This window comes from Nocardia sp. NPDC041819 (genome assembly GCF_055590505.1).
In genome coordinates this window covers 83,747-104,477 of sequence record NZ_JBVJAP010000011.1, presented here as the reverse complement: position 1 = coordinate 104,477, position 20,731 = coordinate 83,747, and the positions used below count along the sequence as shown (strand labels likewise).

The 20,731-nt window shown below is 70.2% G+C and carries 24 protein-coding genes; 13 read left to right on the top strand and 11 right to left on the bottom strand.

Annotation, left to right across the window (positions count from 1 at the left end; translation table 11 throughout):
• Positions 1-12 precede the first annotated feature (12 nt).
• The gene (locus ACZ6DL_RS27140; protein ID WP_466055287.1) at positions 13-213 is read right to left on the bottom strand and encodes a hypothetical protein; all 201 of its coding nucleotides are present in this window, start codon (positions 211-213) and stop codon (positions 13-15) included.
• Between the two features lie 9 nt (positions 214-222).
• Positions 223-1,299 (bottom strand): SDR family oxidoreductase, encoded by a 1,077-nt coding sequence (locus ACZ6DL_RS27135; RefSeq protein WP_466055285.1) that lies wholly within the window; start codon positions 1,297-1,299, stop codon positions 223-225.
• A 108-nt stretch (positions 1,300-1,407) separates the two neighbouring features.
• Here ACZ6DL_RS27135 and ACZ6DL_RS27130 point away from each other — a divergent pair, with 108 nt between their 5' ends.
• The 4 genes from ACZ6DL_RS27130 (at position 1,408) to ACZ6DL_RS27115 (ending at position 3,993) form a co-directional block, all read left to right on the top strand.
• On the top strand, positions 1,408-2,037 hold the full coding sequence (locus tag ACZ6DL_RS27130) for a TetR/AcrR family transcriptional regulator (RefSeq protein ID WP_393230432.1): 630 nt from the start codon (positions 1,408-1,410) through the stop codon (positions 2,035-2,037).
• Positions 2,038-2,095: 58 nt separating this feature from the next.
• Complete coding sequence (locus tag ACZ6DL_RS27125) at positions 2,096-2,407, top strand: nuclear transport factor 2 family protein (RefSeq protein WP_466055283.1); 312 nt, start codon at positions 2,096-2,098, stop codon at positions 2,405-2,407.
• A 43-nt stretch (positions 2,408-2,450) separates the two neighbouring features.
• Positions 2,451-3,590 (top strand): alkaline phosphatase family protein, encoded by a 1,140-nt coding sequence (locus ACZ6DL_RS27120; RefSeq protein ID WP_466055281.1) that lies wholly within the window; start codon positions 2,451-2,453, stop codon positions 3,588-3,590.
• Between the two features lie 79 nt (positions 3,591-3,669).
• Positions 3,670-3,993, top strand: coding sequence for a hypothetical protein (locus ACZ6DL_RS27115; RefSeq protein WP_062969045.1), 324 nt, complete (start codon positions 3,670-3,672; stop codon positions 3,991-3,993).
• 4 nt (positions 3,994-3,997) lie between these two features.
• Here ACZ6DL_RS27115 and ACZ6DL_RS27110 read toward each other — a convergent pair whose 3' ends face one another.
• A complete protein-coding gene (locus tag ACZ6DL_RS27110; RefSeq protein ID WP_466055279.1) occupies positions 3,998-4,420 on the bottom strand; it encodes an MmcQ/YjbR family DNA-binding protein in 423 nt (140 codons plus the stop codon).
• A 142-nt stretch (positions 4,421-4,562) separates the two neighbouring features.
• On the opposite strand from ACZ6DL_RS27110, the gene ACZ6DL_RS27105 reads away from it, so the two are divergent.
• On the top strand, positions 4,563-5,774 hold the full coding sequence (locus tag ACZ6DL_RS27105) for a sigma-54-dependent transcriptional regulator family protein (RefSeq protein WP_466055277.1): 1,212 nt from the start codon (positions 4,563-4,565) through the stop codon (positions 5,772-5,774).
• Between the two features lie 182 nt (positions 5,775-5,956).
• Entirely contained in the window at positions 5,957-6,337 is a 381-nt protein-coding gene (locus ACZ6DL_RS27100; protein WP_466055276.1) for a DUF779 domain-containing protein, read from the top strand.
• Positions 6,338-6,401: 64 nt separating this feature from the next.
• On the opposite strand, the gene ACZ6DL_RS27095 is transcribed toward ACZ6DL_RS27100, so the two are convergent.
• On the bottom strand, positions 6,402-7,955 hold the full coding sequence (locus ACZ6DL_RS27095; protein WP_466055274.1) for a succinic semialdehyde dehydrogenase: 1,554 nt from the start codon (positions 7,953-7,955) through the stop codon (positions 6,402-6,404).
• Between the two features lie 250 nt (positions 7,956-8,205).
• Here ACZ6DL_RS27095 and ACZ6DL_RS27090 point away from each other — a divergent pair, with 250 nt between their 5' ends.
• Genes ACZ6DL_RS27090 through ACZ6DL_RS27075 form a run of 4 tightly spaced genes read left to right on the top strand, consistent with a single transcriptional unit; the run spans position 8,206 to position 11,942 of the window.
• Complete coding sequence (locus tag ACZ6DL_RS27090; protein WP_466055272.1) at positions 8,206-10,563, top strand: sensor histidine kinase; 2,358 nt, start codon at positions 8,206-8,208, stop codon at positions 10,561-10,563.
• A gap of 2 nt (positions 10,564-10,565) precedes the next feature.
• Positions 10,566-10,979, top strand: coding sequence for a roadblock/LC7 domain-containing protein (locus ACZ6DL_RS27085; protein ID WP_040866769.1), 414 nt, complete (start codon positions 10,566-10,568; stop codon positions 10,977-10,979).
• Positions 10,980-10,987: 8 nt separating this feature from the next.
• Entirely contained in the window at positions 10,988-11,362 is a 375-nt protein-coding gene (locus tag ACZ6DL_RS27080; protein WP_040866768.1) for a DUF742 domain-containing protein, read from the top strand.
• Positions 11,343-11,942 (top strand): GTP-binding protein, encoded by a 600-nt coding sequence (locus tag ACZ6DL_RS27075; protein WP_466055476.1) that lies wholly within the window; start codon positions 11,343-11,345, stop codon positions 11,940-11,942. The genes ACZ6DL_RS27080 and ACZ6DL_RS27075 overlap by 20 nt, the downstream gene beginning before the upstream one ends.
• Positions 11,943-11,981: 39 nt before the next feature.
• Here ACZ6DL_RS27075 and ACZ6DL_RS27070 read toward each other — a convergent pair whose 3' ends face one another.
• From ACZ6DL_RS27070 to ACZ6DL_RS27060, 3 genes are read right to left on the bottom strand one after another with little or no spacing between them, the layout of a single operon-like run.
• Positions 11,982-12,479, bottom strand: a complete 498-nt coding sequence (locus tag ACZ6DL_RS27070) for a hypothetical protein (RefSeq protein ID WP_466055269.1) — start codon at positions 12,477-12,479, stop codon at positions 11,982-11,984.
• A 32-nt stretch (positions 12,480-12,511) separates the two neighbouring features.
• Positions 12,512-12,925, bottom strand: a complete 414-nt coding sequence (locus ACZ6DL_RS27065) for an NUDIX hydrolase (RefSeq protein WP_466055267.1) — start codon at positions 12,923-12,925, stop codon at positions 12,512-12,514.
• Between the two features lie 52 nt (positions 12,926-12,977).
• A complete protein-coding gene (locus ACZ6DL_RS27060; protein WP_466055265.1) occupies positions 12,978-13,451 on the bottom strand; it encodes a winged helix-turn-helix transcriptional regulator in 474 nt (157 codons plus the stop codon).
• Positions 13,452-13,505: 54 nt separating this feature from the next.
• Here ACZ6DL_RS27060 and ACZ6DL_RS27055 point away from each other — a divergent pair, with 54 nt between their 5' ends.
• Both ACZ6DL_RS27055 and ACZ6DL_RS27050 read left to right on the top strand, forming a co-directional pair.
• Positions 13,506-14,306: an acyl-CoA thioesterase gene (locus ACZ6DL_RS27055; RefSeq protein ID WP_466055263.1), complete on the top strand. Its 801-nt coding sequence runs from the start codon at positions 13,506-13,508 to the stop codon at positions 14,304-14,306.
• 13 nt (positions 14,307-14,319) lie between these two features.
• Positions 14,320-15,762 carry an MFS transporter gene (locus tag ACZ6DL_RS27050; RefSeq protein ID WP_466055261.1) on the top strand — a complete coding sequence of 481 codons (1,443 nt, stop codon included), beginning with the start codon at positions 14,320-14,322 and terminating at the stop codon, positions 15,760-15,762.
• A gap of 253 nt (positions 15,763-16,015) precedes the next feature.
• On the opposite strand, the gene ACZ6DL_RS27045 is transcribed toward ACZ6DL_RS27050, so the two are convergent.
• The 4 genes from ACZ6DL_RS27045 to ACZ6DL_RS27030 all read right to left on the bottom strand — a co-directional run bounded on the left by ACZ6DL_RS27045 (position 16,016) and on the right by ACZ6DL_RS27030 (position 19,321).
• Positions 16,016-17,125: a DNA glycosylase AlkZ-like family protein gene (locus ACZ6DL_RS27045; protein ID WP_466055259.1), complete on the bottom strand. Its 1,110-nt coding sequence runs from the start codon at positions 17,123-17,125 to the stop codon at positions 16,016-16,018.
• Positions 17,126-17,143: 18 nt separating this feature from the next.
• Positions 17,144-18,094, bottom strand: coding sequence for a M56 family metallopeptidase (locus ACZ6DL_RS27040; RefSeq protein WP_466055257.1), 951 nt, complete (start codon positions 18,092-18,094; stop codon positions 17,144-17,146).
• Positions 18,091-18,471: a BlaI/MecI/CopY family transcriptional regulator gene (locus ACZ6DL_RS27035; RefSeq protein ID WP_040866763.1), complete on the bottom strand. Its 381-nt coding sequence runs from the start codon at positions 18,469-18,471 to the stop codon at positions 18,091-18,093. The genes ACZ6DL_RS27040 and ACZ6DL_RS27035 overlap by 4 nt, the downstream gene beginning before the upstream one ends.
• Positions 18,472-18,610: 139 nt before the next feature.
• Entirely contained in the window at positions 18,611-19,321 is a 711-nt protein-coding gene (locus ACZ6DL_RS27030) for a MerR family transcriptional regulator (RefSeq protein WP_466055474.1), read from the bottom strand.
• A 113-nt stretch (positions 19,322-19,434) separates the two neighbouring features.
• On the opposite strand from ACZ6DL_RS27030, the gene ACZ6DL_RS27025 reads away from it, so the two are divergent.
• Positions 19,435-20,652 (top strand): erythromycin esterase family protein, encoded by a 1,218-nt coding sequence (locus ACZ6DL_RS27025; RefSeq protein ID WP_466055254.1) that lies wholly within the window; start codon positions 19,435-19,437, stop codon positions 20,650-20,652.
• Positions 20,653-20,731: the final 79 nt, after the last annotated feature.

Genomic DNA, 20,731 nt, shown 5'->3' with positions numbered 1-20,731 from the left:
GCCGGGGCCGGTTCAGCACTGGGCCAGCGCGCCCGCCACCACCGCGACGCCGAGCAGTGCGAGGAGGGTGGCGGCCACGGGCAACGGGCGGCGCCACGCCCGCCGGGCCGAGCCGGGGATGCCGCGCCCGGCGGAGTTCCCGCGCGGGGACCGGCGGGCGAACCAACGCCGCGTCATCGCGACCGTGGTGATGATCAATGTCGCGATCAGCATGCCCGCCCCTCAGACGCGCGCGGCGCGCGGCGCGGCGGCCGGCGGGGCGGACCCGCGCCGCGGCGCCGCGACGATCCCGCGCTGTAGCAGGCTTTCCGCGGTGTCCACCACGGATTCCCGCACCGGACGCATGGTCCAGCCGAGTTCGCGCCCGGCTTTGTCGGCGCTGAGCGACTCGGTACGCCCCAGGCTCGGCAGTGTCAGCCGGACGCCCTTGTCGAACAGCGCGACACAGCGCACCACCCAGTTCGGCAGCCGTCTGGTCGGCACCCGGAATCCACGCGGCCCGTATTCCTCGGCGAGGATGCGCGCCATATCCTCCATCCACAGGTGCTCGCCCGCGCAGATGTAGCGGTTGCCCGCGGCTGCCGGGGTCTCCAGCGCGAGCCGGTGCGCCGCGGCGAGATCACGCACGTCCACCGGCGCCCAGCCGACCCGCGGCGTGCCGGGTACGTCTCCGGCCAGCAACCGCCGCACGGGCTCGTGCGAGGTGCTCGTCGCCGCCGACAGCAACGGTCCGAGCACCATGCCCGGATTGACGACGACCAGTTCGAATCGCTCGGCGGCCGGGAGTTGCGCGACGAAATCCCAGGCCGCCCGCTCGGCGAGCGTCTTGCTCTTCTGATAGGCGGGGCTGCGCTCGACCACCGTCCAGTCGGCCTCGGTGCGCAGGGCGTCCTCGGTGTGACCGTAGGCGATCGCGGCGATCGAGGAGGTGAGCACCACACGGCGGACGGTGCCCGCGGCGGCGCAGGCGCGCAGCACCCGCAGAGTTCCTTCGACCGCGGTGTCGACGAGTTCGCGCTCGTCGTCGGGCGGCGTGGCGGGGAACGGAGAGGCGACGTGCAATACGCCGACGCTGCCCGCCACGGCGGCCGCCCAGCCTGCGTCGCCGTTCAGATCGGCTTGCGCGAACTCCAGTTCGCCGCCGGTGCGGCGGGCCAGTTCCACCAGGTGTGCTCTTTTGCCGGCGCCGGCGAGGTCGCGGATCGTCGCGCGTACGGCGTAACCGTGTTCCAGCAGCTCGGCGATGACGTGGCCTGCGACGAATCCCGTTGCGCCGGTGACCGTTACCCGTGTGCTCATCTGCTCATCCCTCTCCTCGAGTGACTACCGCGGCCGCAATCTGAGCGCCGCTCAGATAATCTAAGCATCGCATAGTTAGGTTGTCCAGGACGCGTCGCATACGCTCGGATGGTGACGCGGACCAGTTACCACCACGGCGCCTTGCGCGACGCGCTGCTGGCCGCCTGCCTGCGATTGATCGAGACGGAAGGACTCGCGGCGGTCAGCCTGCGCCGCGTGGCGCGTGAGGCGGGGGTGAGCACGGCGGCGCCGTACCACCACTTCCCCGACCGGGCCGCCCTGCTCGCGACGCTGTCCACCCAGGGCTTCCAGTTACTCGGAACGCGACTGGCGGCGGCCCGCGCCGAGGCGGAAACTCCGATGGCCGCCCTGACCGCGCTGGCGAACGCCTACGTGCGGTTCTCCCGCGAGCACCCGGCGTACTTCCGCTTGATGTTCCGGCCCGAACTCTCCCAGCCCGACAAGCATCCCGACACGATGGCGGCGGGCGACGCGGCGTTCGGCGTCCTGGCCGACGCGATCGCGGAGTGCGTCCGCGCGGGAGCGCTGCCCGCCGACAAGGCCGACACGTTGGCGGTCATGTTCTGGGGGCTCGGCCACGGGCTGGCCTCGCTGTGGCTGGACGGCCAACTGGAGAAACGCGCGGGACAGTTCGGCACGAACGCCGCGGCGTTGGTGGACGATGTCATGCGAACCTTCGCAGCTCTGATCGAGCCGAGCACGACGCCGCTGACCTAGAGTAGACGCCAGGCATTTGCTGTCCGATGCTTCCCACCGATCCGAGAGGACGACACGGATGACCGCGCAGCTGGATCCGACGGTGCAGGAGTTCGTCGACGCGCTCAACGCCAACGATCAGGACCGGTTCTACGAGGTGCTCACCGACGATGCCACCATGTCCGACGACGGTGTGGAGCGCAACCTCGCGCAGTGGACGGGAGCGGAGATCTTCGACAGCAACGCCCGCATGCGGATCGAGTCCATCGACGACAACGGCACCGAACTGGTTGCCGACTACACCAATTCGCGATGGGGCTCGATGCGGACCACCTGGCGATTCGTCCTGCGCGACGGCAAGGTGAGCCGTTTCGAGACCGGACAGGCGTGAATACCCTTGCCAGGCAGCCGCCGACATTGACATTCTGACCCTCGTGTTCGTCGCGCCGCGTTACGGTACCGGTTCCCTGGCCGATGTGTTCCCCTCCGTCCTCGCCGGTCTGGGCGTGCCGGGCGAGGAAGACCGCCTAGTGCTGGGTCTGAACGCCGACCGGGTCTGCGTTCTGCTGGTGGACGGGCTCGGTTACCAGGATCTCGTCACCGATCCCACTGCGGCGCCATTCCTGTCCGGCCTCGCCCCGGTCCGGCTCACGGCCGGTTTCCCCACGACGACGGCCACCAGCCTCGCCTCGCTCGGAGTGGGCGTTCCGCCGGGCGAGCACGGGATCGTTGGCTATCTGTTCCACGTCCCCGGCTACGACCGGCTGTTCACCCCGCTGTCCTGGCGGCTGCACGGCGTGCCGAAGTCCGATCTGCGCAAGGAATTGATCCCGGCGGAGTTCCAGCCCCGCCCAACCGTTTTCCAGCGCGCCGTCGCCGACGGCATCGCCGTCGCACAGGTGTCGCCGCGCGATCAGGCCGGATCGGGACTGACCGAGGCGGTGCTGCGCGGTTGCCGGTTCCTGCCCCAGCTGTCGTTCGGCGATCTCGTCGCCGGTGTGAGCGAGGCATTACGGGCCGGGCCGCGCTCACTGGTCTACACCTACCACGGCGATCTCGACCTGACCGGACACGTGCGCGGCCCGTCGTCGCGGGCCTGGGAATTGGAACTGGCCAACACCGACCGGCTCGCCGCCGCGCTCGCCGCCGAGCTGCCCCCGGGCGCGGCGCTGCTGGTCACCGCCGACCACGGCATGGTGCGGATGGACGACAGCATCGATTTCGACACCACTCCCGTCCTGCGAGAAGGCGTCCGGGCGCTCGGCGGGGAAGCGCGGGCCAGGCACGTCTACACCGTGCCAGGCGCCGAATCCGACGTCGCGGCGGCCTGGGCGGCCACGCTGGGCCCCGACTTCGAGGTGCTCGGCAAGGAGGAGACCGTGGTCCGAGGCTGGTTCGGCCCCACCGTCGACCCCGCGATCGCCCAGCGCATCGGCGATCTGGTCGTGCTCGCGCGAGGGCGGCGTGGTGTCATCCGCAGCGGCGTCGAACCATTGCAGTCGTCGCTGGTCGGGCAGCACGGTTCGCTCACTCCGGCGGAAGTGGAGGTGCCGCTGTGCGTCTTCCGTGCCTAGCGCCCGTCTTCGGTGAACAGCGCTCTAGTCTGGAGTCCGATCGCGGCGGGTGTCGCCGCCGACCCTTCAGGAGGAGCCCATGAACGCCACGCTGTCACGGACCGGTCGGACCGGCCTCGGGTTCGCGATGGTCGCCATGGCCCTCACCGGCTGCACCGACATCGAACGCGCCCTCAACCGCGGTGGCGACACCCCGTGCAGCGAGTACGTCAAGCAGGATCAGGACACCAAGCGCACGACGATCACCAAGTTCGTCAAGCAGCAGAGCCAGGACGACCGCGAGCCCGCGGGGACCGTGGTGGACGCGACGATGGTGTCGGTCGACCTGCTGTGCGGCGCCCAGGCCAACACCGACACCCCCATCAAGAACGCCGACGTGGCCGGGATCTTCATCCGGAAGTGACCGCTCAGCGCGGCGGATGGGCGGCCAGCCAGTCCGCCGCGCGCTTGCGTGAGGCCCGCGACAGCCAGGCGTTCTGGATGATCTCGGTGAGTTCTCGACGGCTCAGTTCGCCGAGGCGGGCGGCGCGCACCAGCACCGAGGGATGGCCGTCGAAATGCGGCGTGGTGAAGAACGGCGAGTCCGGGTCCTGCACCAGTGCCTGTTTATCGGACTCCGACGGCACCCAGATCACGATCACATCGGCATAGCGCTCGCCGGTCACCGCGTCCACGGCATCCGGACGGGGAGTACGGAAGAACACGAACGACTTGCCCCCGACCTGATACACCGGGTTACCGCGCGGTCCGTCGGCGCGTGTCACATGGGGCATGCCCGAGGCCACCTCGTGCACATCGGCGAGGCGTGCCCGCTCGAAACCGGTCGCCATGCCAGCAGCCTAGGGCGTCGTGGCCCACTTCGCTCGAAAGCGCGGGCGACCGGCCGGTAGGGCTCCGGGCGCTCGCCACGCCGGTCGGCGTACGCCAGAATGAGAGGGAGAATTCGAGCTCACACGACGACGGGTCTTCCACGTGGCACAGTTCCGCGCCCTCACACAGCAGCGGGTCGAACTGGAAAGAGAATGGGAGCGTTGGGCGACGGCTCCACGGGCGGTCCGCCCCCGGAACGCCGTCCTGCGCAATGACGTAGCACAATCCTGGCGGCGCTCGCTGCACACCGTCGATCCCGGTCGCACGATCGCGCCGGGGGTGGACGACATCGGTGATCGCTGGGCCGTGTCGCCACTGCGCCAACCGGTGACGGCACTGGCGGGTGAACTGCGCGCCATCACCGAGGATTCCGGGTATCTGGCGGTGGTCACCGACAGCGCGGGCACCGTGTTGTGGTCCTGCGGTGACCGCACGCTGCGCAGGCAGGCCGAGCAGGTCAACCTCGCGCCGGGCGGATGCTGGGACGAAAGCCATATGGGCACCACCGGCTTGGCACTCGCGCTGCACACCGACCGCCCCGCCTCGGTGTTCTCCGCCGAGCACCTGATCGCCGCACTGCACGGCTGGGTCTGCTATTCCGCGCCGATCCACGGACCCGACGGCAGGCAGATCGGCGCGCTGGATCTGTCGAGTTCCTGGGATCGCTCGCATCCCGCGGTGCTCACCTCGGTGCGCGCGCTGGTGACGGCCGTGGAGACGATGCTGCGCGCCGCCGAGCCCGCGCCCGAGCCGGGGATCCGGCTGGAGTGCCTGGGCGCCGCACGGCTGGTACGCGACGGGCTGCCGCTGCCGCTGCCGCCTCGGCAGCTGGAGATCCTCGCCCTGCTGGCGCTGCAGCCGGACGGCTTCACCCCGGAGCAATTGCACGCCGCCCTGTACGGCGACCGGTCGGTGTCCAGCAGCACGCTCAAAGCCGATGTCTCGCATCTGCGCCGCGCGATCGGCGGTGCGATCAGCAACCGCCGTTACGCGCTGACCGGCCCGGTCTCCTGCGACGCCGTCGACCTGTTCGCCGCCATCACCGCTGGTGACACCACCTCGGCGGTGTGGCTGTACCGGGGGCCGCTGCTGCCCGGATCGGAGGCGCCCGGCGTGCTGCAGTGGCGCGACTACCTCGATGTCGGCGTGCGGACCGCCGTGCTCGCCGGTGACCGAGCCGAGCACGCGGTGGCCTTCGGCGAACGCGCGCCCCGTGATGTCGCGGTACACGAGCACGCGCTGCGATTGCTCCCGCCCGACGACGTGCGCCGCGCGGTGGTCGCGGCTCGGTTGCATACGGCGTTGCGCGACTGACGCTTTCACACCAACCTCGCACCAACCTCCGCGGACCATAGTGGATCCGTCCGAGATATCTGCGAGGAATCATGAGCTACACCAGACCGGGGGCGGGACTGCGGCATCGCCGACTACCCGACGCAGCCCGGCCACGTCCTCCACGCCGGCCGAACGGCATGGGGACGCATAGAACGCACCGGGTGGACATCACCGACCGCGCCAGGGCGGTCTTGCGCAGCGTGATCGATCAGCACGGAGCCGTGCTGCTGCACCAGTCCGCCGGACACCGCGACAGCGACTCGCCACGGTGCCTGCCCATCCGGGAGTCCAGGATCGACCGCGCCGACGTCCTGCTGGGAAATCTGCCCTGGCACACCGAAGTGTGGATCAGCGGCGAGCAGTACGAGCACTGGAAGCACACCCACCTCACCGTGGATGTGGCCGAAGCACCCGGCGGCCGCGCTTCCGACGCGCTCGAGGACACACGTTTCGTCATCAGATCACGGCTGCTCACCGACGAGGAAGCAGCGGCGCTGGCGGCCGGAGGGCCGCCGCGCACCGGAGCCGACCGGTTGGCGTGACCCCTGCACGAACCGGCGGGTCGTCCGCCCGGGTGGGCACGACCACCCGGGCGGACTTCGTGTGTCAACGCCCGGGCAGGAAACGCAGGCTGCGCGCAACGGTCATCAGGAACGGCTGCCACTTGTCCTTCGGGAACAGCTTCGGCGCATCGAGATTCATGAAGCGGGTGACCACGATCGACTGCGGTTCGGTGAACTTGAGCAGGCCGTCGGGCCCGTGGCGACGCCCCACACCGGAGATGCCCATTCCGCCCATCGGGGCGCCGGTGGTGCCCCACGCCGGCGCGTAGCCCTCGTCCACACAGACCGTGCCCGCGTGCAGCCGCGCCGCGATCCGCTCGCCTTCGGACTTGCTCGCCGCCCACACCGAAGCGTTGAGGCCGTAGTCGGTGTCGTTGGCCAGGCGCACCGCCTCCTCGACACTGTCGACCGGATAGATCGACACCAGCGGGCCGAAGGTCTCGTTGCGGCCGCATTCCATCTCGTCGGTCACGTCGCCGAGCACGGTCGGCTCGAAGAACAGCGGACCCAGGTCCGGGCGGGCCTTGCCGCCGGTGAGCACCTTCGCCCCCTTCGAGGTGGCGTCCGCGACGTGCTTGGACACCGTTTCCAGTTGCGCTTCGGAGATGAGGCTGCCGATGTCGGCCGAATAGTCGTAGGCGGCGCCGAGTTTCGCGGCGTGTACGGCGGCGACGAATTTCTCGGTGAACGCCGCGGCGACCTGCCGCTCGACATAGAGCCGCTCGATGGAGATGCACAGCTGCCCGGCATTGGAGAAGCAGGCGCGCACGGCAGCCTTGGCGGCCTTGTCCAGGTCGGCGCCCGCGGCGACGATCATCGGGTTCTTGCCGCCGAGTTCGGCGGAGAAGCCGATCAGCCTGCGGCCGCACTGCTCGGCCAGGGTACGGCCGGTCGCCGAGGAACCGGTGAACATCAGGTAGTCGCAGTCCTCGACGATCGCGGTGCCGACCACGCCGCCCGGCCCGGGGACGACCGCGAGCAGCTCGCGCGGCAGGCCTGCTCGGTAGAGCAGCTCGGCGCCGGCCAGCGTGGAGAACGGGGTCTGGCTGTCGGGCTTGACTACCACGGCGTTGCCTGCGATGAGCGCCGGAATGGAATCGCCGATCGACAGCAGCAGCGGGTAGTTCCACGGGGCGATGACACCGACCACACCTTTGGGCTGATACCGGACCGAGGCGCGGTTGAGCACGGGGAAGGCGCCCGCCACCCGGTGGGTGTCCAGCACGCTCGGGGCGATCTTGGCGAAATAGCGGGCCGCGAACATCAGGCCCATGATCTCCTCCTGGGCCGCCCAGCGGGCTTTGCCGGTCTCGGCCTGCACCACGTCCATCAGGAATTCGCGGTGCTCCACCACCAGAGCGCGGTAACGGTCCAGCACGGCGGCGCGTTCGGCGACCGGACGGGCCGCCCAGCGCTGCTGCGCGGCCCTGGCTTTGCCGAAGGCGGCGGTGACGTCGTCCGGCGTGCCGACCGGCACGCTGCCCAGGGAGTTTCCGGTGAACGTCTCGGCGATCGTCCTGCGCGGACGTTCCGCGGGCGCCTCGATCGCGGCCAGCGCGCTGAGGCGGTCGAATACATCGGCTTCCGGCGCGGGCATCGTTGCCTCCTACTTGTGAGTAACTTTGAGATACACACAATCTACGCCCGATATCGCCCGTCATGAACCCACCGCGGACGGAATGCGCAGCACGCCGTCCGTGGCCGCCTCGGCACCGAATACCTCTTGGTTCGGGCGTGGCCGGGTGACGATCCCCCGGTTGCTCACAGTTTTCCCGGTCGAGTCAAATCGAGTCCCACTCACCGGGACCGGCTGTCCGTATCGCCGGGTCGTGGTTTACGTTATGCCGATGTTCAGAGCGAGGCTCGGGGTCCGCACCCGGATTCTGGCTATCGCGCTCATTCCGAGTCTGACTCTGCTGTTGGCAGGCATGGGCGCCGCCGGCTACCTGGTAGCCGAAGGAACCAAGGCGAAGGACTGGGCCGCGGCGAGCCAGAAGGCCATCGCGGTGACCAGCGAGGTCATGGACGCGATCGAGCAGGAACGCTACCTCACCCTCGCCCAGCTGTCCGGCGACGACACTCTCACGTCCGCGCTCGGCCCCGCGCGCATGCGCGTGGACGCGTCGGTGCGAAACCTGCTCGCGACCTCGGCGAACCTGCGCGACGTCGACGACACGAAGATCACCGAGAAGGACGCCGACCTGGTCATGCTGACGCAGAGCCTGACGACGGTGCGCTCCGCCGCCGACGCGGGCGCACTGCCGATTCCGGACGCGTACATGTTCTACAACCGGTTGCTCGATCCGATCTCCGCAGGCGCCCAGTCCACCGTGCGGACCGCGCCGGAGAGCGAGATCGCCGTGGGCACCGTGGCAGGCATCCGCTTGTTCTACGTGAGCGAGGCGATGTCACGCAGCAACGCCCTCGGCGCGGTCTACGTCCACGGCGCCACTCCCCCGCCCGTCCCGCTCGATGAGTACATCCGCCAGACCGGCTTCTACCACACCGAAATCGCCATGCTCATCACCGAATTGGACGGCCCGATCAAGGCCCGCCTGCAGGCGCTGTCCACCGGCACGGCGTGGCAACAGCTGACCGTGATGGAGAATGCCGTCATCCAGCGCGTCAGCGCCGCGGCGGCTTCCGCCACCACATCGCCCCCTGCGGCGAGCGCGAGCACCGGCACACGGCAATCGAACCTGCCTCCGCTTCCGCTGAGCACCGACGAATGGCACCGCGCGGCAACCGAGGTCAGCCGCGGGCTGCTCGACGCATGGTCGGAGTACAACCGGGATGTCCAGGAGGCCGCCGAAGACAAGGCCGCCGCGGCGGCGACCAGATCCGCCGTGACGGGTGGCGGCATGCTCGTGATCGGCGTTCTGGTGCTCGTCGTCGCGGTTGCCTTGGCCAACCGCGTCATTCGCAGGCTGAAGCGGTTGCGCGGAGAAACGCTCGCGCTGGCCGACGAGCGGCTGCCCGACATGATGCGCAGGTTGCGCGACGGCGAAGCTGTCGATCCCGCCGCGGAGTCCCCGAACCTGGACTACGGCAGCGACGAGATCGGCCAAGTGGCCAAGGCGTTCCAGCACGCCCATTCCGCTGCCGTCGCCGCGGCGGTGGCCGAGGCTCGTACCCGCGAGGGCGTGAAGGCGGTGTTCCTGAACATCGCGCACCGCAGCCAGATCGTGGTGCACCGGCAGCTGGAGATACTCGACGAAGCCGAGCAGCGACAGGAAGACCCGGTCCTGCTCGACACCCTGTTCCGTCTCGACCACCTCGCGACCCGGGAGCGGCGCAACGCCGAGAACCTCACCATCCTCGGCGGCGGCAAGCCGGGCAGGCAGTGGCGCAACCCGGTCCCGCTGGTCGACCTGGTGCGCAGCGCCGTCGGTGAGACCCTCGACTACGCCCGGGTGCGGGTGACCCGGCTGCCCGAAGTCCACGTGCTCGGCGCGGTGGTCGCCGACCTCATCCACCTGCTCGCCGAACTGGTGGACAACGCCACCTCCTTCTCGCCGCCGCAGTCGCGTGTCGAGGTGACCGGCAATGTGGTGGGCAAAGGTGTCGTGGTCGAAATCGGCGACCAGGGCATGGGCATGTCCGAAGCCGACCTGGCCAAGATGAACGAGACGCTGCGCAATCCACCGGATTTCGGCGTGGCGACCCTGTCGGCCGACTCCCGGTTGGGATTGTTCGTGGTCGCGCAGCTGGCGGCGCGCCACGGTATCGCGGTGCGGCTGTCGGACTCCGATTACGGCGGCATCAAGGCCATCGTGCTCGTTCCGTCCGCCCTCATCGCGGCCGATTCGGGCGTGCCGCAGACACCGGCGGAGCTCACCGATCCCGGCAGTCGCCGCAAGCTCATCACCACGCCCGCGATCGCGACGGAGACGGCGAATTCCGCGCAGACCCCGTCGTCGTCGGTCGCGACCCTGCCGGTCGAATCCGCCGCGCCCCCGCGCTACGCCCCTCGCCCGTACACCGAGGCTCCGACGCAACCGGGCTCCGACGGTCGCCCGCCGTTGCCGCGGCGCCACCGACAGACCAATCTCGCACCGCAATTGGCGCAGTCGGCCCAGGAGCAGCAAGCCGCCTCCGCACAGGCTCCCCGCTCCGCCGAGCAGGCCCGTGATCTGATGTCCGCCATCGAGAACGGAACCAGGCAGGGCCGCCGCGCCACCATCCCCGACGAACAGGAAGGCTAGGGGTGTCCGCTTCTCCCGCAGGTGATCTCAATTGGCTGCTCGACGATCTCGTCGACCGGCTGGCCGGCGTGCGCCACGCGGTGGTGCTGTCCACCGACGGGCTACTACTCGGTCGTTCCAGCGGTATGAACCGCGAGGACGCCGAACACTTCGGCGCGATGTCCTCCGCGCTCTACGGGCTGGCGCGCAGCGCGGGCAACCGGTTCGACGGCGGCGGCGTCCGCCAGGCGGTCATCGAACTCGACCGCGCGGTGCTGTTCGTGACCTCCGCGGGCGACAACGCCTGCCTGGCACTGCAAGCCGCCGAGTCGGCCAATCTCGGCATGGTGGCCTACGAGATGAATCTGACGGTCCAGCGCGTCGGCAGCTATCTGTCCACGACCGCACGCCAAGACCTCGTCGGACATGTCGAGTAAGACCTGCCATGACCCATCCGCGTGAGCCCTGGTTCGACGAGGCGGCCGGCCCTCTGGTGCGTCCCTACGCGGTCACGCGCGGGCGCACCAGCGGCGCGGGGCCCGAACTGGATATGCTCACCACCGTGATCGCGGACTCCTCCGCGGCCACACTGCGACGCAGCGAACCCGAGTACGCCGATATCCTTCGCCTGTGCCGGGTTTCGCAGACCGTCGCAGAAGTCTCCGCACAGTTGCGTTTGCCGCTGGCGGTGACGAAGATCCTCGTCGGTGATCTGATCGGCGACGGGCAACTGATCTTCCGCGCTCCCGTTCCGACGGAGGCCGGACCCGATGACCTCAACATATTGCGAGCGGTACTGGATGGAATCCGAAAACTTTGACCCGAGCGGCACTCCGCAACTGGCCGCGTCGGTCAAGATCCTCGTCGCCGGCGGGTTCGGCGTCGGCAAGACCACCATGGTCTCGGCGATCAGCGAAGTCGCGCCACTGCGCACGGAGGAACTGATCACCGAGGTGAGCACCGGAATCGACGATCTGTCCGGCGTCGAACAGAAGTCCACGACCACGGTCGCGCTGGACTTCGGCAGGCTCACCATCGACCGCGACCTGGTGCTCTACCTGTTCGGTACACCGGGCCAGGACCGGTTCTGGTTCCTGTGGGACGAACTGGCGCGCGGCGCGCTCGGCGCCGTCGTCCTGGCCGATACCCGCAGGCTCGGCAACTCTTTCGCGTCCGTGGACTTCTTCGAGCGCCGCGGTCTGCCGTTCATGGTGGGCGTCAACTGCTTCGACGGCGCACCGCGCTACACCAACGACGAAGTACGCGACGCCCTCGACCTCGACTCGGCCACCCCCGTCATGCTCTGCGACGCGCGCGACCGAGGGTCGTGCAAGGATGTCCTGCTCACCCTCGTCGAACACCTCATCCAGCGGGCACAACGCGCACACGCCATCACCTGAGGGCGCGGCGGCTGCGCGGCGGTCGGGACCTGTGAACCCTCACACCTGCCGCAGCCAGGCCACGAAAAGCAGCGCGCCACCCGCGGCCAGCACTACCGCGGCCGGAGCAGGCCACCACGGCCCATTCCGGCCGAGCAGGCCGCGGGTGAGCCGCAATTGGAACGCGCCCAGCCCGGCGAGGGCCAGCAGCCAGATCGGCAGCAGCCCGACGCCGAGCGCCGCGTGCACCGCCCACGCACCCGCCGAAGTGGGGCCGCCCCAGGATCCTTCGAGATTGTCGCTCGCGACGACCGGAAACAAGATCCCGCGGAACGCGGCGACGATCGCCAGGAAGGCCAGAAACCAGGCCGTCAGGCCGACCGTGCCACTGAGCACCGAGTGCGAGACCGATCGGGTGACGGAGAATTTGTGCGGCAGAACGGATTCACCGAGCAGTCGCCGCGGCACGCGCAGCCGGATCGGAATTCGCCGCACCGCCAGCGGGAGCGCCCAGAGCGCGTAGGCGGCGTAACGCAGGAGTGCCCGAAACCACGACATACCGCCGACGGTAGCGCTGTTCGGCCCGCGATTCACCGTAGCAGGCCCGCGTGCACCAGATCGTCGAACAGCATCTGGTCGACCGGAGGGACGAGGGGCCGGTGGGCATAGGAGAACCACGCGACCTCTTCGATCTCGCTGCTCGCGGCGAGCGTTCCGCGGTAATCCGCGGTGTAGCAACTCATCCGCACCACCGCCCCGTCCCCCGGACCATGCGGCGCCTCATAGATGCCGACGTGCGCGGCGGTCTCCGGCAGCAGCGCGACGGTGAGTTCTTCCTCGATCTCGCGCAGCAGCGTCTGCAGATCGGTCTCGGCGCCTTCGCGCTTGCCGCCCGGGATGTAGAAGACGTCCTTGCCGCGCGGTCTGGCACACAGGATCCGTCCGTCCTCGATGCGCACCCATGCCACCGTGTCGATCAACTGCCGCACTCGCCCGTCCGCCACCGCCGCAGCCTATCGCCGCGCGACGACGAACGCGGAATGGACAGCGCCCGCCTCACCCGGCCGGAATGAGGGAAGGGTCCTTGGCGCCCGGGCCGAGAACGGGACGCAGGTCGCGCAGCGCGATGCGCTCACCGCACTCCGAGCACACCGGCTCGACGGTCGCGAGGTTCCCGCACGCGGCGTGCGTCGTCTGCACCGGCGGGCCGTCCGGCGCGGCCCATTCGTCACCCCACTGCCGCATCGCGGTGACGACCAGCCACAACGAGCGGCCTTTCGTGGTGAGCCGGTAGTCGTAGCGAACCGGATTGTCCTGATAGGGCTCTCTGGTCAGCACGCCGTGCTCCATCAGATGCTCGAGACGCTGGGTGAGGATATTGCGGGCGATACCGAGCCGGGCGTGGAAATCGTCGAAGCGTGTCACGCCGAACAGGGCGTCGCGCACGATCAGCAGCGTCCACCATTCCCCCACCACCTCGAGGCACTGGGCCAGCGAGCAGTTCATGTCCTCGAAGCTCGTCCTGCGCATATCCGTCAGCATAGTCAGTTGCTTGAAAGAACTCACTAACCTAGTGTCCGTTGCATGAAGCAACTCACTACGCGGACGCTCGCCGAGGAGTTCGCGCTCACCGGCACCGGCGCGAGCCGGTGGCAGGCGCGGGTCGACCGGTCCTGGCGCGGATGGACCGGACCGCACGGCGGCGTGATCGCGGCTCTGCTCATCGAGGTGGCTCGCGCGGCAGCTGCCGAACCATTGCCGGTGCGGGCGGTGGACCTGCGGTTCCTGGGCCGCCCCACCGAGGATGTCCTGACCTTTCGGGCGACCGAGCACACGGTCGGTCGCAGCACCGTAGTGGTGGACGTGCACGCCGAGCAGGACGGCGGCCCGGTCGCGGCGGCGTCCGTCACGCTCGGTCGCACTGTGGACTCGGGCATCGCGACGTACACGGGCGCACCGGCACCGCGGGTGCCCGATGTCGATTCCTGCGCGCGGTTCGCCCTCCCGCCCGAACTCGTGCCTGCGGCCGCCCACTTCGACATCCGCCCCGCGGCGGGACCGCTGCCGCTCACCGGCGCGGACGAACCGATGATGTGCGCCTGGATCACACTCCTCCCCGAGCTCCCCGCGGACGCGGCGGCCCTCGCGATCCTCGCCGACGCTCTGCCGCCCGCCATATTTCCCACGCTGCGCGCGCCCGTCGCGATCCCCACGGTGGCGCTGTCGATGCACGTGCACGGCGCGCCCCTCGGTGGCCTGCCGGTGTTGGTTCGCACGGTGAATTCCTCAACCGGCGGCGGCTGGTCGGTAGACGACACCTCGATCTGGGACCGGAGCGGCCTGCTGCTCGCCTCGGCCCGCCAGACCCGCCGCGTGCTCGGCTGAAACGGAGAAGATCATGCCATCCCCTGCCGCGGCGCCGAATCGGGCCGCCGCCGACTTCCGGGCCGTGCTCGCCGTCGTCTCGATCGGCGTGCTGCTGTCGAGCCTGGATCTGTTCATCGTCAACGTCGCCCTTCCGGACATGTCCGCCGATCTCGGCGGAGCGCGGATCTCCGGGCTGTCCTGGGTGCTCAACGCCTATGCGATCGTGTTCGCCGCACTGCTGGTCCCGGCAGGACGACTCGGCGACCGCCGCAGCATTCGAACCACCTTCCTGCTGGGGTTGGTGATATTCGTCGCCGGGTCGGCACTGTGCGCGACCGCCTGGGACGTCGGGTCGCTGGTGCTGTTCCGCGTCCTGCAGGCCGTCGGCGGCGCGCTGCTGACGCCCGCCTCACTCGGCTTGGTGCTCGCGGCCGCACCGCCGCAGCGCCGCGCCGCGGCGGTGCGGCTGTGGGTCGCCTTCGGCGGCCTCGGCGCGGCACTCGGCCCGGTGCTGGGCGGCCTGCTCGTCGAATTCGGCTGGCGCTGGGTGTTTCTGGTCAACGTGCCGTTCGGCTTGATCGCGGTGGTCGTCGGCGTCCGGATGCTGCCCGATCCCGAAGGCGACGGCGGGCGGATGCCCGACCTGTTCGGCGCGGCGCTGTTGGTCGGCGCGATCGCCGGGCTGGTGCTCGGACTGGTGAAGGGTACGGACTGGGGGTGGTCGTCGGCGGGCGTGCTCACCGCGTTCGCCGTGGCGGCGCTGTTGACGGTGGCGTTCGTGGTCTCCTCGGCCCGGCACCACAGCCCGGTGGTGGATCCGGCGCTGCTGCGCGCACCCAACTTCGCCTGGATGACCGGTAACGCCGTCTTCTTCAACGTCGCCTTCGGCGCGATGCTGCTGTCGGTGGTGCTGTGGGCGCAGAACGTGTGGGGCTGGTCGGCGATACGCACCGGTCTGGCCGTCGCGCCCGGCCCGCTGATGGTGCCGGTGATCGCGATCCTGGCGGGGCGGCTGATCGGGCGGATCGGCGCCGGGCCGGTCATCGCGGCGGGCGGGATCGTCTTCGGTGCGGGCATGCTGTGGTGGGCGCGAGCGATCACCTTGACGCCGGACTACGTCGGCGGCTTGCTCGGCGGGATGGTGGTCAGCGGCATCGGTGTCGGCCTCACCCTGCCGACCGCCTTCGCGGCCGGCACCAGCGGACTGCCGCCACAGCGGTTCGCCACCGGGTCGGCCGTGCTGAGCATGGCGCGCCAGATCGGTCTCGCGGTCGGGGTCGCGGTGCTGGTCGCGGTGCTCGGCTCACCCGCCGATCCGGAAGCGACACTGGAGGCGTTCCGGCGCGGGTGGTACGTGACGGCCGCGGTCGCGGTCCTCGCCGGTGTGGTCGGTGTAGCCGCCCGCATGCCGAAACCCGCTACCGCGCAACCGGAATCGGCCACCGAGTCGGCGGTCGCCCGATCCGCCGGCTGATCCGCCGGGTCTGCGTGCGGCGACGGCTCAGCGGCTGAGGCGCTGGAATCGCCGGTCCGCGAGCGGCAGGAAAACCGCGGTGCTGAGCAGCGGCCGCACCACGGCCATCGGCGACGAGTGCTGCTCCAGCCGAAAATCCCCGCCACGGACCGGACAGCTCGCGGGTTCGCCACCACGGTCCACGCCGCGATGAAGCCCAGCCGGTCCGGCATCAGCTGGGGCGCGACGAAGATCTATGTGGCCCGCTGCATCGCTACCCGGCCCGCACCGTGAGGCTTTCGCGCCCTGCGGTCAGCGCCAAGTGCGCGACAGCGGCGTCCAGCCCCCGCTTCGGCACCGGCGCATCGTCGAACATGGTGATCTCGACGGCGTCCTCGGTGAGTTCCCAAGTGCCCGCGATACGTCCGCCCACCACGACGATCGGTGAGATCCAGCCCGCGGTCCGGCTCACCTTCGCACGGTGGGCGGCGGGCAGCGCGACGGTGTCACCGGTGCCCGGTCCCAGCACGTACTGGTCGAAGGCGCCGAGCAGGTGCACCGTCGCGCTCGGCGCGGCGGCGGCCAGCGCGTCGACCTGATCGGTCGGCAGAAAGCCGCGGCGGCCCTCCACGTCGACTTCGGTGAGCAGGTCACCCAACTCGGCGAACCAGCGCCGCACCGTGGATTTGCGCAGACTGTTGCGGCTGAGCCAGGCGTCGAAGGTCTCCGGCGTCGCCGGGCCGTAGGCACCGAGATAGCCGAGGATCGCCGCGGGCGCCGCGGCATCCGGCGCGGGCAGGCCGGGCCAGTCGCGCACCAGCTGGGCGGGACGGGCGAACGTCACCTTGGCGCCCCGCGACGGGCCGTGGCAGAGCACCCCTTGCCAGGCCAGGGGTTTGAGCAGCGCGCCCCAGCCGGAGCGCAATTCCTCACCGAGCCGGTGGAAGCCCGGCTCCGACACCAGCGCCTCGACCAGTTCCTCGCGGGTGAGCACCGCGCCGTCGAGCACCTCGGCGACCGCCTCCGCCAGCGCGGCAACCTCCGCGGGCGAGGCACCGAAGTTCTTCTGCCAGGCGGGCTTCTCCCAGGTGCGTGCCGAGCCGATGAGCGCAAGGCAGGCGGCGGCCAGATCCGGAGTGAGCGCGTGCAGGGTGCCGCGCATCGCCCAGGTCTTCATCAGCGTGCCGTCCCCGAGCGCGCGCACCAGCCCACCCGGTTCCGGTTTCGTGCTGCGCAGCCCGACCGCCAGTTCCGCCGCGGAGGCGACCTGGGCCTGCACGCCGCACAAACGCCCGGCGATGGCTACCGCGCCCTCGTCCGCACGGGACCGGACATACTGACGATCCAGCCGCCAGGCGAAGACCTGATCCCAGGTGGCCCGCACGCGCGCTCCTTCTCCCACTCAGCTCAGCAGCGCGCCGACACCGGCCACCGTCGCGGCCGCCAGCGCCGACCCGGTCAGTGTCATCGCGATCACCCCGAGCAGCGCGGTGCGGGTGGTCGCTCGCCGGATCGCGCCGACCGGGTCGGCCAGCCGCTCGGCGCGGGCCAGTACCGCCGTGCCCGCGGCGGCCAGCGCCCCCGGGGGCGCGGGCTCCACGATGCCGACGATCGCCAGCAACCCGCCCAGTAGCGGCAGCGAACCGTGCTCGTCGGCGGCCTTGTCGTCGGCGCACATCTCCAGCAGCCGGGCGATCTCCGCCGCACCGACGGTGAACAAGCGCAGTCCCGGCAGCGTGGTGGCCACCGCGCGCAGCACCGCCGACAACGCCGCGTGCCTGCCGGACAGGTGCGCGCGCTCGTGCGCGAGCACCGCGGCCAGCTGGTCGTCGTCCAGCACGTCCAGCGCGGCGGTGGTGACCACGATGGTGTCGGGCCGTCCCGGCACGCAATACACCTGCCGCTCCGGCGAATCGAGCACGACCGCACCGATGCCCGGCACCGGCCTGCCGACCAGGCGGACGGCCCTGGCGTGGACGCTGGTGCGCCTGCGCATGTCCACCACGACACCCACCGCGCGCGCGATGAGCGCCACCGTGCCGGTGGCCACCAGCGCCGCCACGGCGAATGTGGCCGCCCGGGTGGCCGCGGCGCCGTGCACATGCATGGGCGTCCACAGGAACGATACGCAGGAGCGCAGCGCGTCCTTCGGATGTCCCCAGTAGGTGGCGAACTCGATGGTCACCACCGTCGCGGCGATCCCCCAGGCGCTGAGAGCGCCGACGATCGCGACGACCCAGGCGATCACGCCCAGCCGCGGCGCGATGCCGCGATGGGTCAGACTGCGCAGCACGGGCGGACCGAAAGTCGCCACGACGCTGCCGTACAGCGTCAGAGCGATGGCCAGGTTCACGGGACTTCTGGTGACTTGCGCGCCGCGAGTCTGCGCAGCGCGGCGCGCAGCCCGGCCGACTCCTCGGCGCTGATCCGATCGACGAAATGACTGAGCACCAGATCGGAGCGTCCGCCGGAACCCAGCGCTTCGAGCATGAGCCGGGCGCTGTGCTCCTCCCTGGTGAGCGTCGGCCAATATCGATAGGCCTTACCGGCGCGTTCGCGGGCCAGCCAGCCCTTGCGATGCAGGTTGTCCATGGTCGACATCACCGTCGTATAGGCGATGTCGCGCTGAGCCGACAGGTCGTCGAAGATCTCGCGCACCGTTGTGTCCTCTGCGTCCTGATCCCAGATGCGGTCCATGATCACCGCCTCCAGATCCCCGAATCCACGCACCGTACCGACTCCCTCATCCGAGCTGTGCCCCGTCGTGGGAACAGGGTACCGGTTACGGCCGGTTACTACGGAGGCAACCAGTAGATCCGTCCGCGCCGATCAGGGCCGCCGGATGCCTTGCACGACTGGGGCCGTGCCCTCACGCCGGGTCGCGCGGCGTCCGATCGAGCATGGCGAGGTAGGTGTCGAGCTGGGCCGCGCCGGCGAGAAGATTGCGGCTGCGCATCGTCAACCGGTCCTGCCAGGAGTCGAGGAAAGCGCTCAACGCGTCCGCCCCGCCCGCCGCGCGCAGCGACTCGATGAACCGCGCGACCTGGGACAGCCGGTAGCCGCCCCGGCGCAGCTGTCGTGCGATCTCGGCGTCGCGTACGCAGTCCGGTCCGTAGTGGCGGTAACCCGTCGCCCGGTCACGGCCGGGGCGCAGGATGCCATGGGACTCCCACATGCGCAGGGTCGCCGCGTGCACGCCGAGCCGGCGCGCGAGTTCGCCGACGGTCAGCGGTCGGCCGTGGACAGGGGTAGGCATCGTGCGGGCCAGGCCGCCCAGTGCCGTCGCGACCTCGGTGCGGGTGTCGCGTTCGGTGAGCAGCGCGACGTGCGCGGCGTCGATCAGCCGGTAGGCGGACTCGGAGTCGCCGCGGTTGGTCGCGCGCAGGATGTCCGTCGCCTGCCGGTGCCCGTGGCCTGCGCGCAATGCGAGGAAGGCGCGCAGCGCCTGCGCGTGCAGGGCCGTATAGCGCCGGTACCCGGTCTCGGTGCGCTCGGTGGGCGGAAGGATGCCCGCGTCGTCGTAGTTGCGGATCGCCTGTGCGGACAAACCGTGTTCCCGGGCGAGGTCGATCGGCCGCAGCTCACACCTCCGATTGAGGCTTTGATCTCTGAATACCAGGGATCAGTCACAAAAGTTTCACTCGAATGTTCAACGATACTGTCGAGGGCAGTTCCTTCTGGAAAGGGGTGCTCATGTCCACTTCCGCAGCACTGCGTGCCGTCGGCCGCCAACTCGACGACCCGGCGAACCTGGGCCGTGCCCTCGACGAACTGCTCGGCGCGCGGACCGAGCCGACGGCCCTGCTGGCCCTCGGCGAGCCGACGCACGGGGTCGAGGCGTTCCCGTTGTTACGCAACGAGATCCTCTGTCACCTCGTCGAACGGGGGTACCGGTCGATCGTGCTGGAGACCGATGTCTTCGCCGCGTCCGTTGTCGACGACTACGTGGCGGGGGCCACCGCGGACCTCGACACGGTGCTGGCGACCGGGTTCAGCCACGGGTTCGGCGCGGTGCCGGGCAACCGCGAACTCGTCGAATGGCTCCGCACGCACAACGCCACCCGCGCGCCGTCGGACCGGGTTCGCTTCCACGGCTTCGACGCTCCGGTGGAGCACTCCGGCGCCCCGAGTCCGCGACGCGCGCTGTCCTCGGTTACCGACTATCTGCCCGCGGCGCTGCGGCCCGGATCGGTCCGCGACCTCGACGCACTGCTCGGCGAGGACGCGGACTGGACGAACCAGGCGGCCATGTTCGACCCGGCTGCGTCCATCGGCGACTCGGATCGCGCTCGTGCCCTGCGCGTCGTCGCGGACGATCTCGCCTGCGCGCTGCACCGCGCGGCACCCGGCCTGCGTCGCGCCGACCCGACCGGCTACGACCACGCCGCCGCGCACGCGCGCACCGCCCAGGGCCTGCTGCGCTACCACGCGGCCATGGCCGGTTCCGCACCCGATCGCATCGCGACCCTGCTCAGCGTGCGCGCCGAGATGATGGCCGAGAACCTGCTCGCGATCGTCGCGCAGGAGCGGCGACGCGGACCGAGCCTGGTGTTCGCGCACAACGCGCACTTGCAGCGCGTGCAGTCCCACACGCCGATCGGCCGGGACGAGGCGAACTGGGGCAGCGCCGGCGCGCTCGTCGAACTCACCCTCGGCGAGCGCTACGCGTTCGTGGCGACCGACGCCAGTCCTCACAGTGAGCCGGGCACCCTCCAGCGCGTGTTGGCCGAGGCGACCTCGCGCCGTGCTCTGTTCCCAGCCCAGGCCCTGCGCGCCGCGCTGGCTCCGTCGATCGGCACGAGCGCACCTTTCGTGCCCGGCCACATCCCGCTCACCCCGGCGGACTTGGACGGCGCCGATGCGGTCATCTTCGTCGCCGACACCGACGGAAAGCGGCATCAGTACTGGTAGCCTTCGCCCCCACCGCTGATTCCAGCTCCCGGGCGCTTGGCGGTACTCCGAGCAGTCCGGGGAGTTCGACACGCCCGAC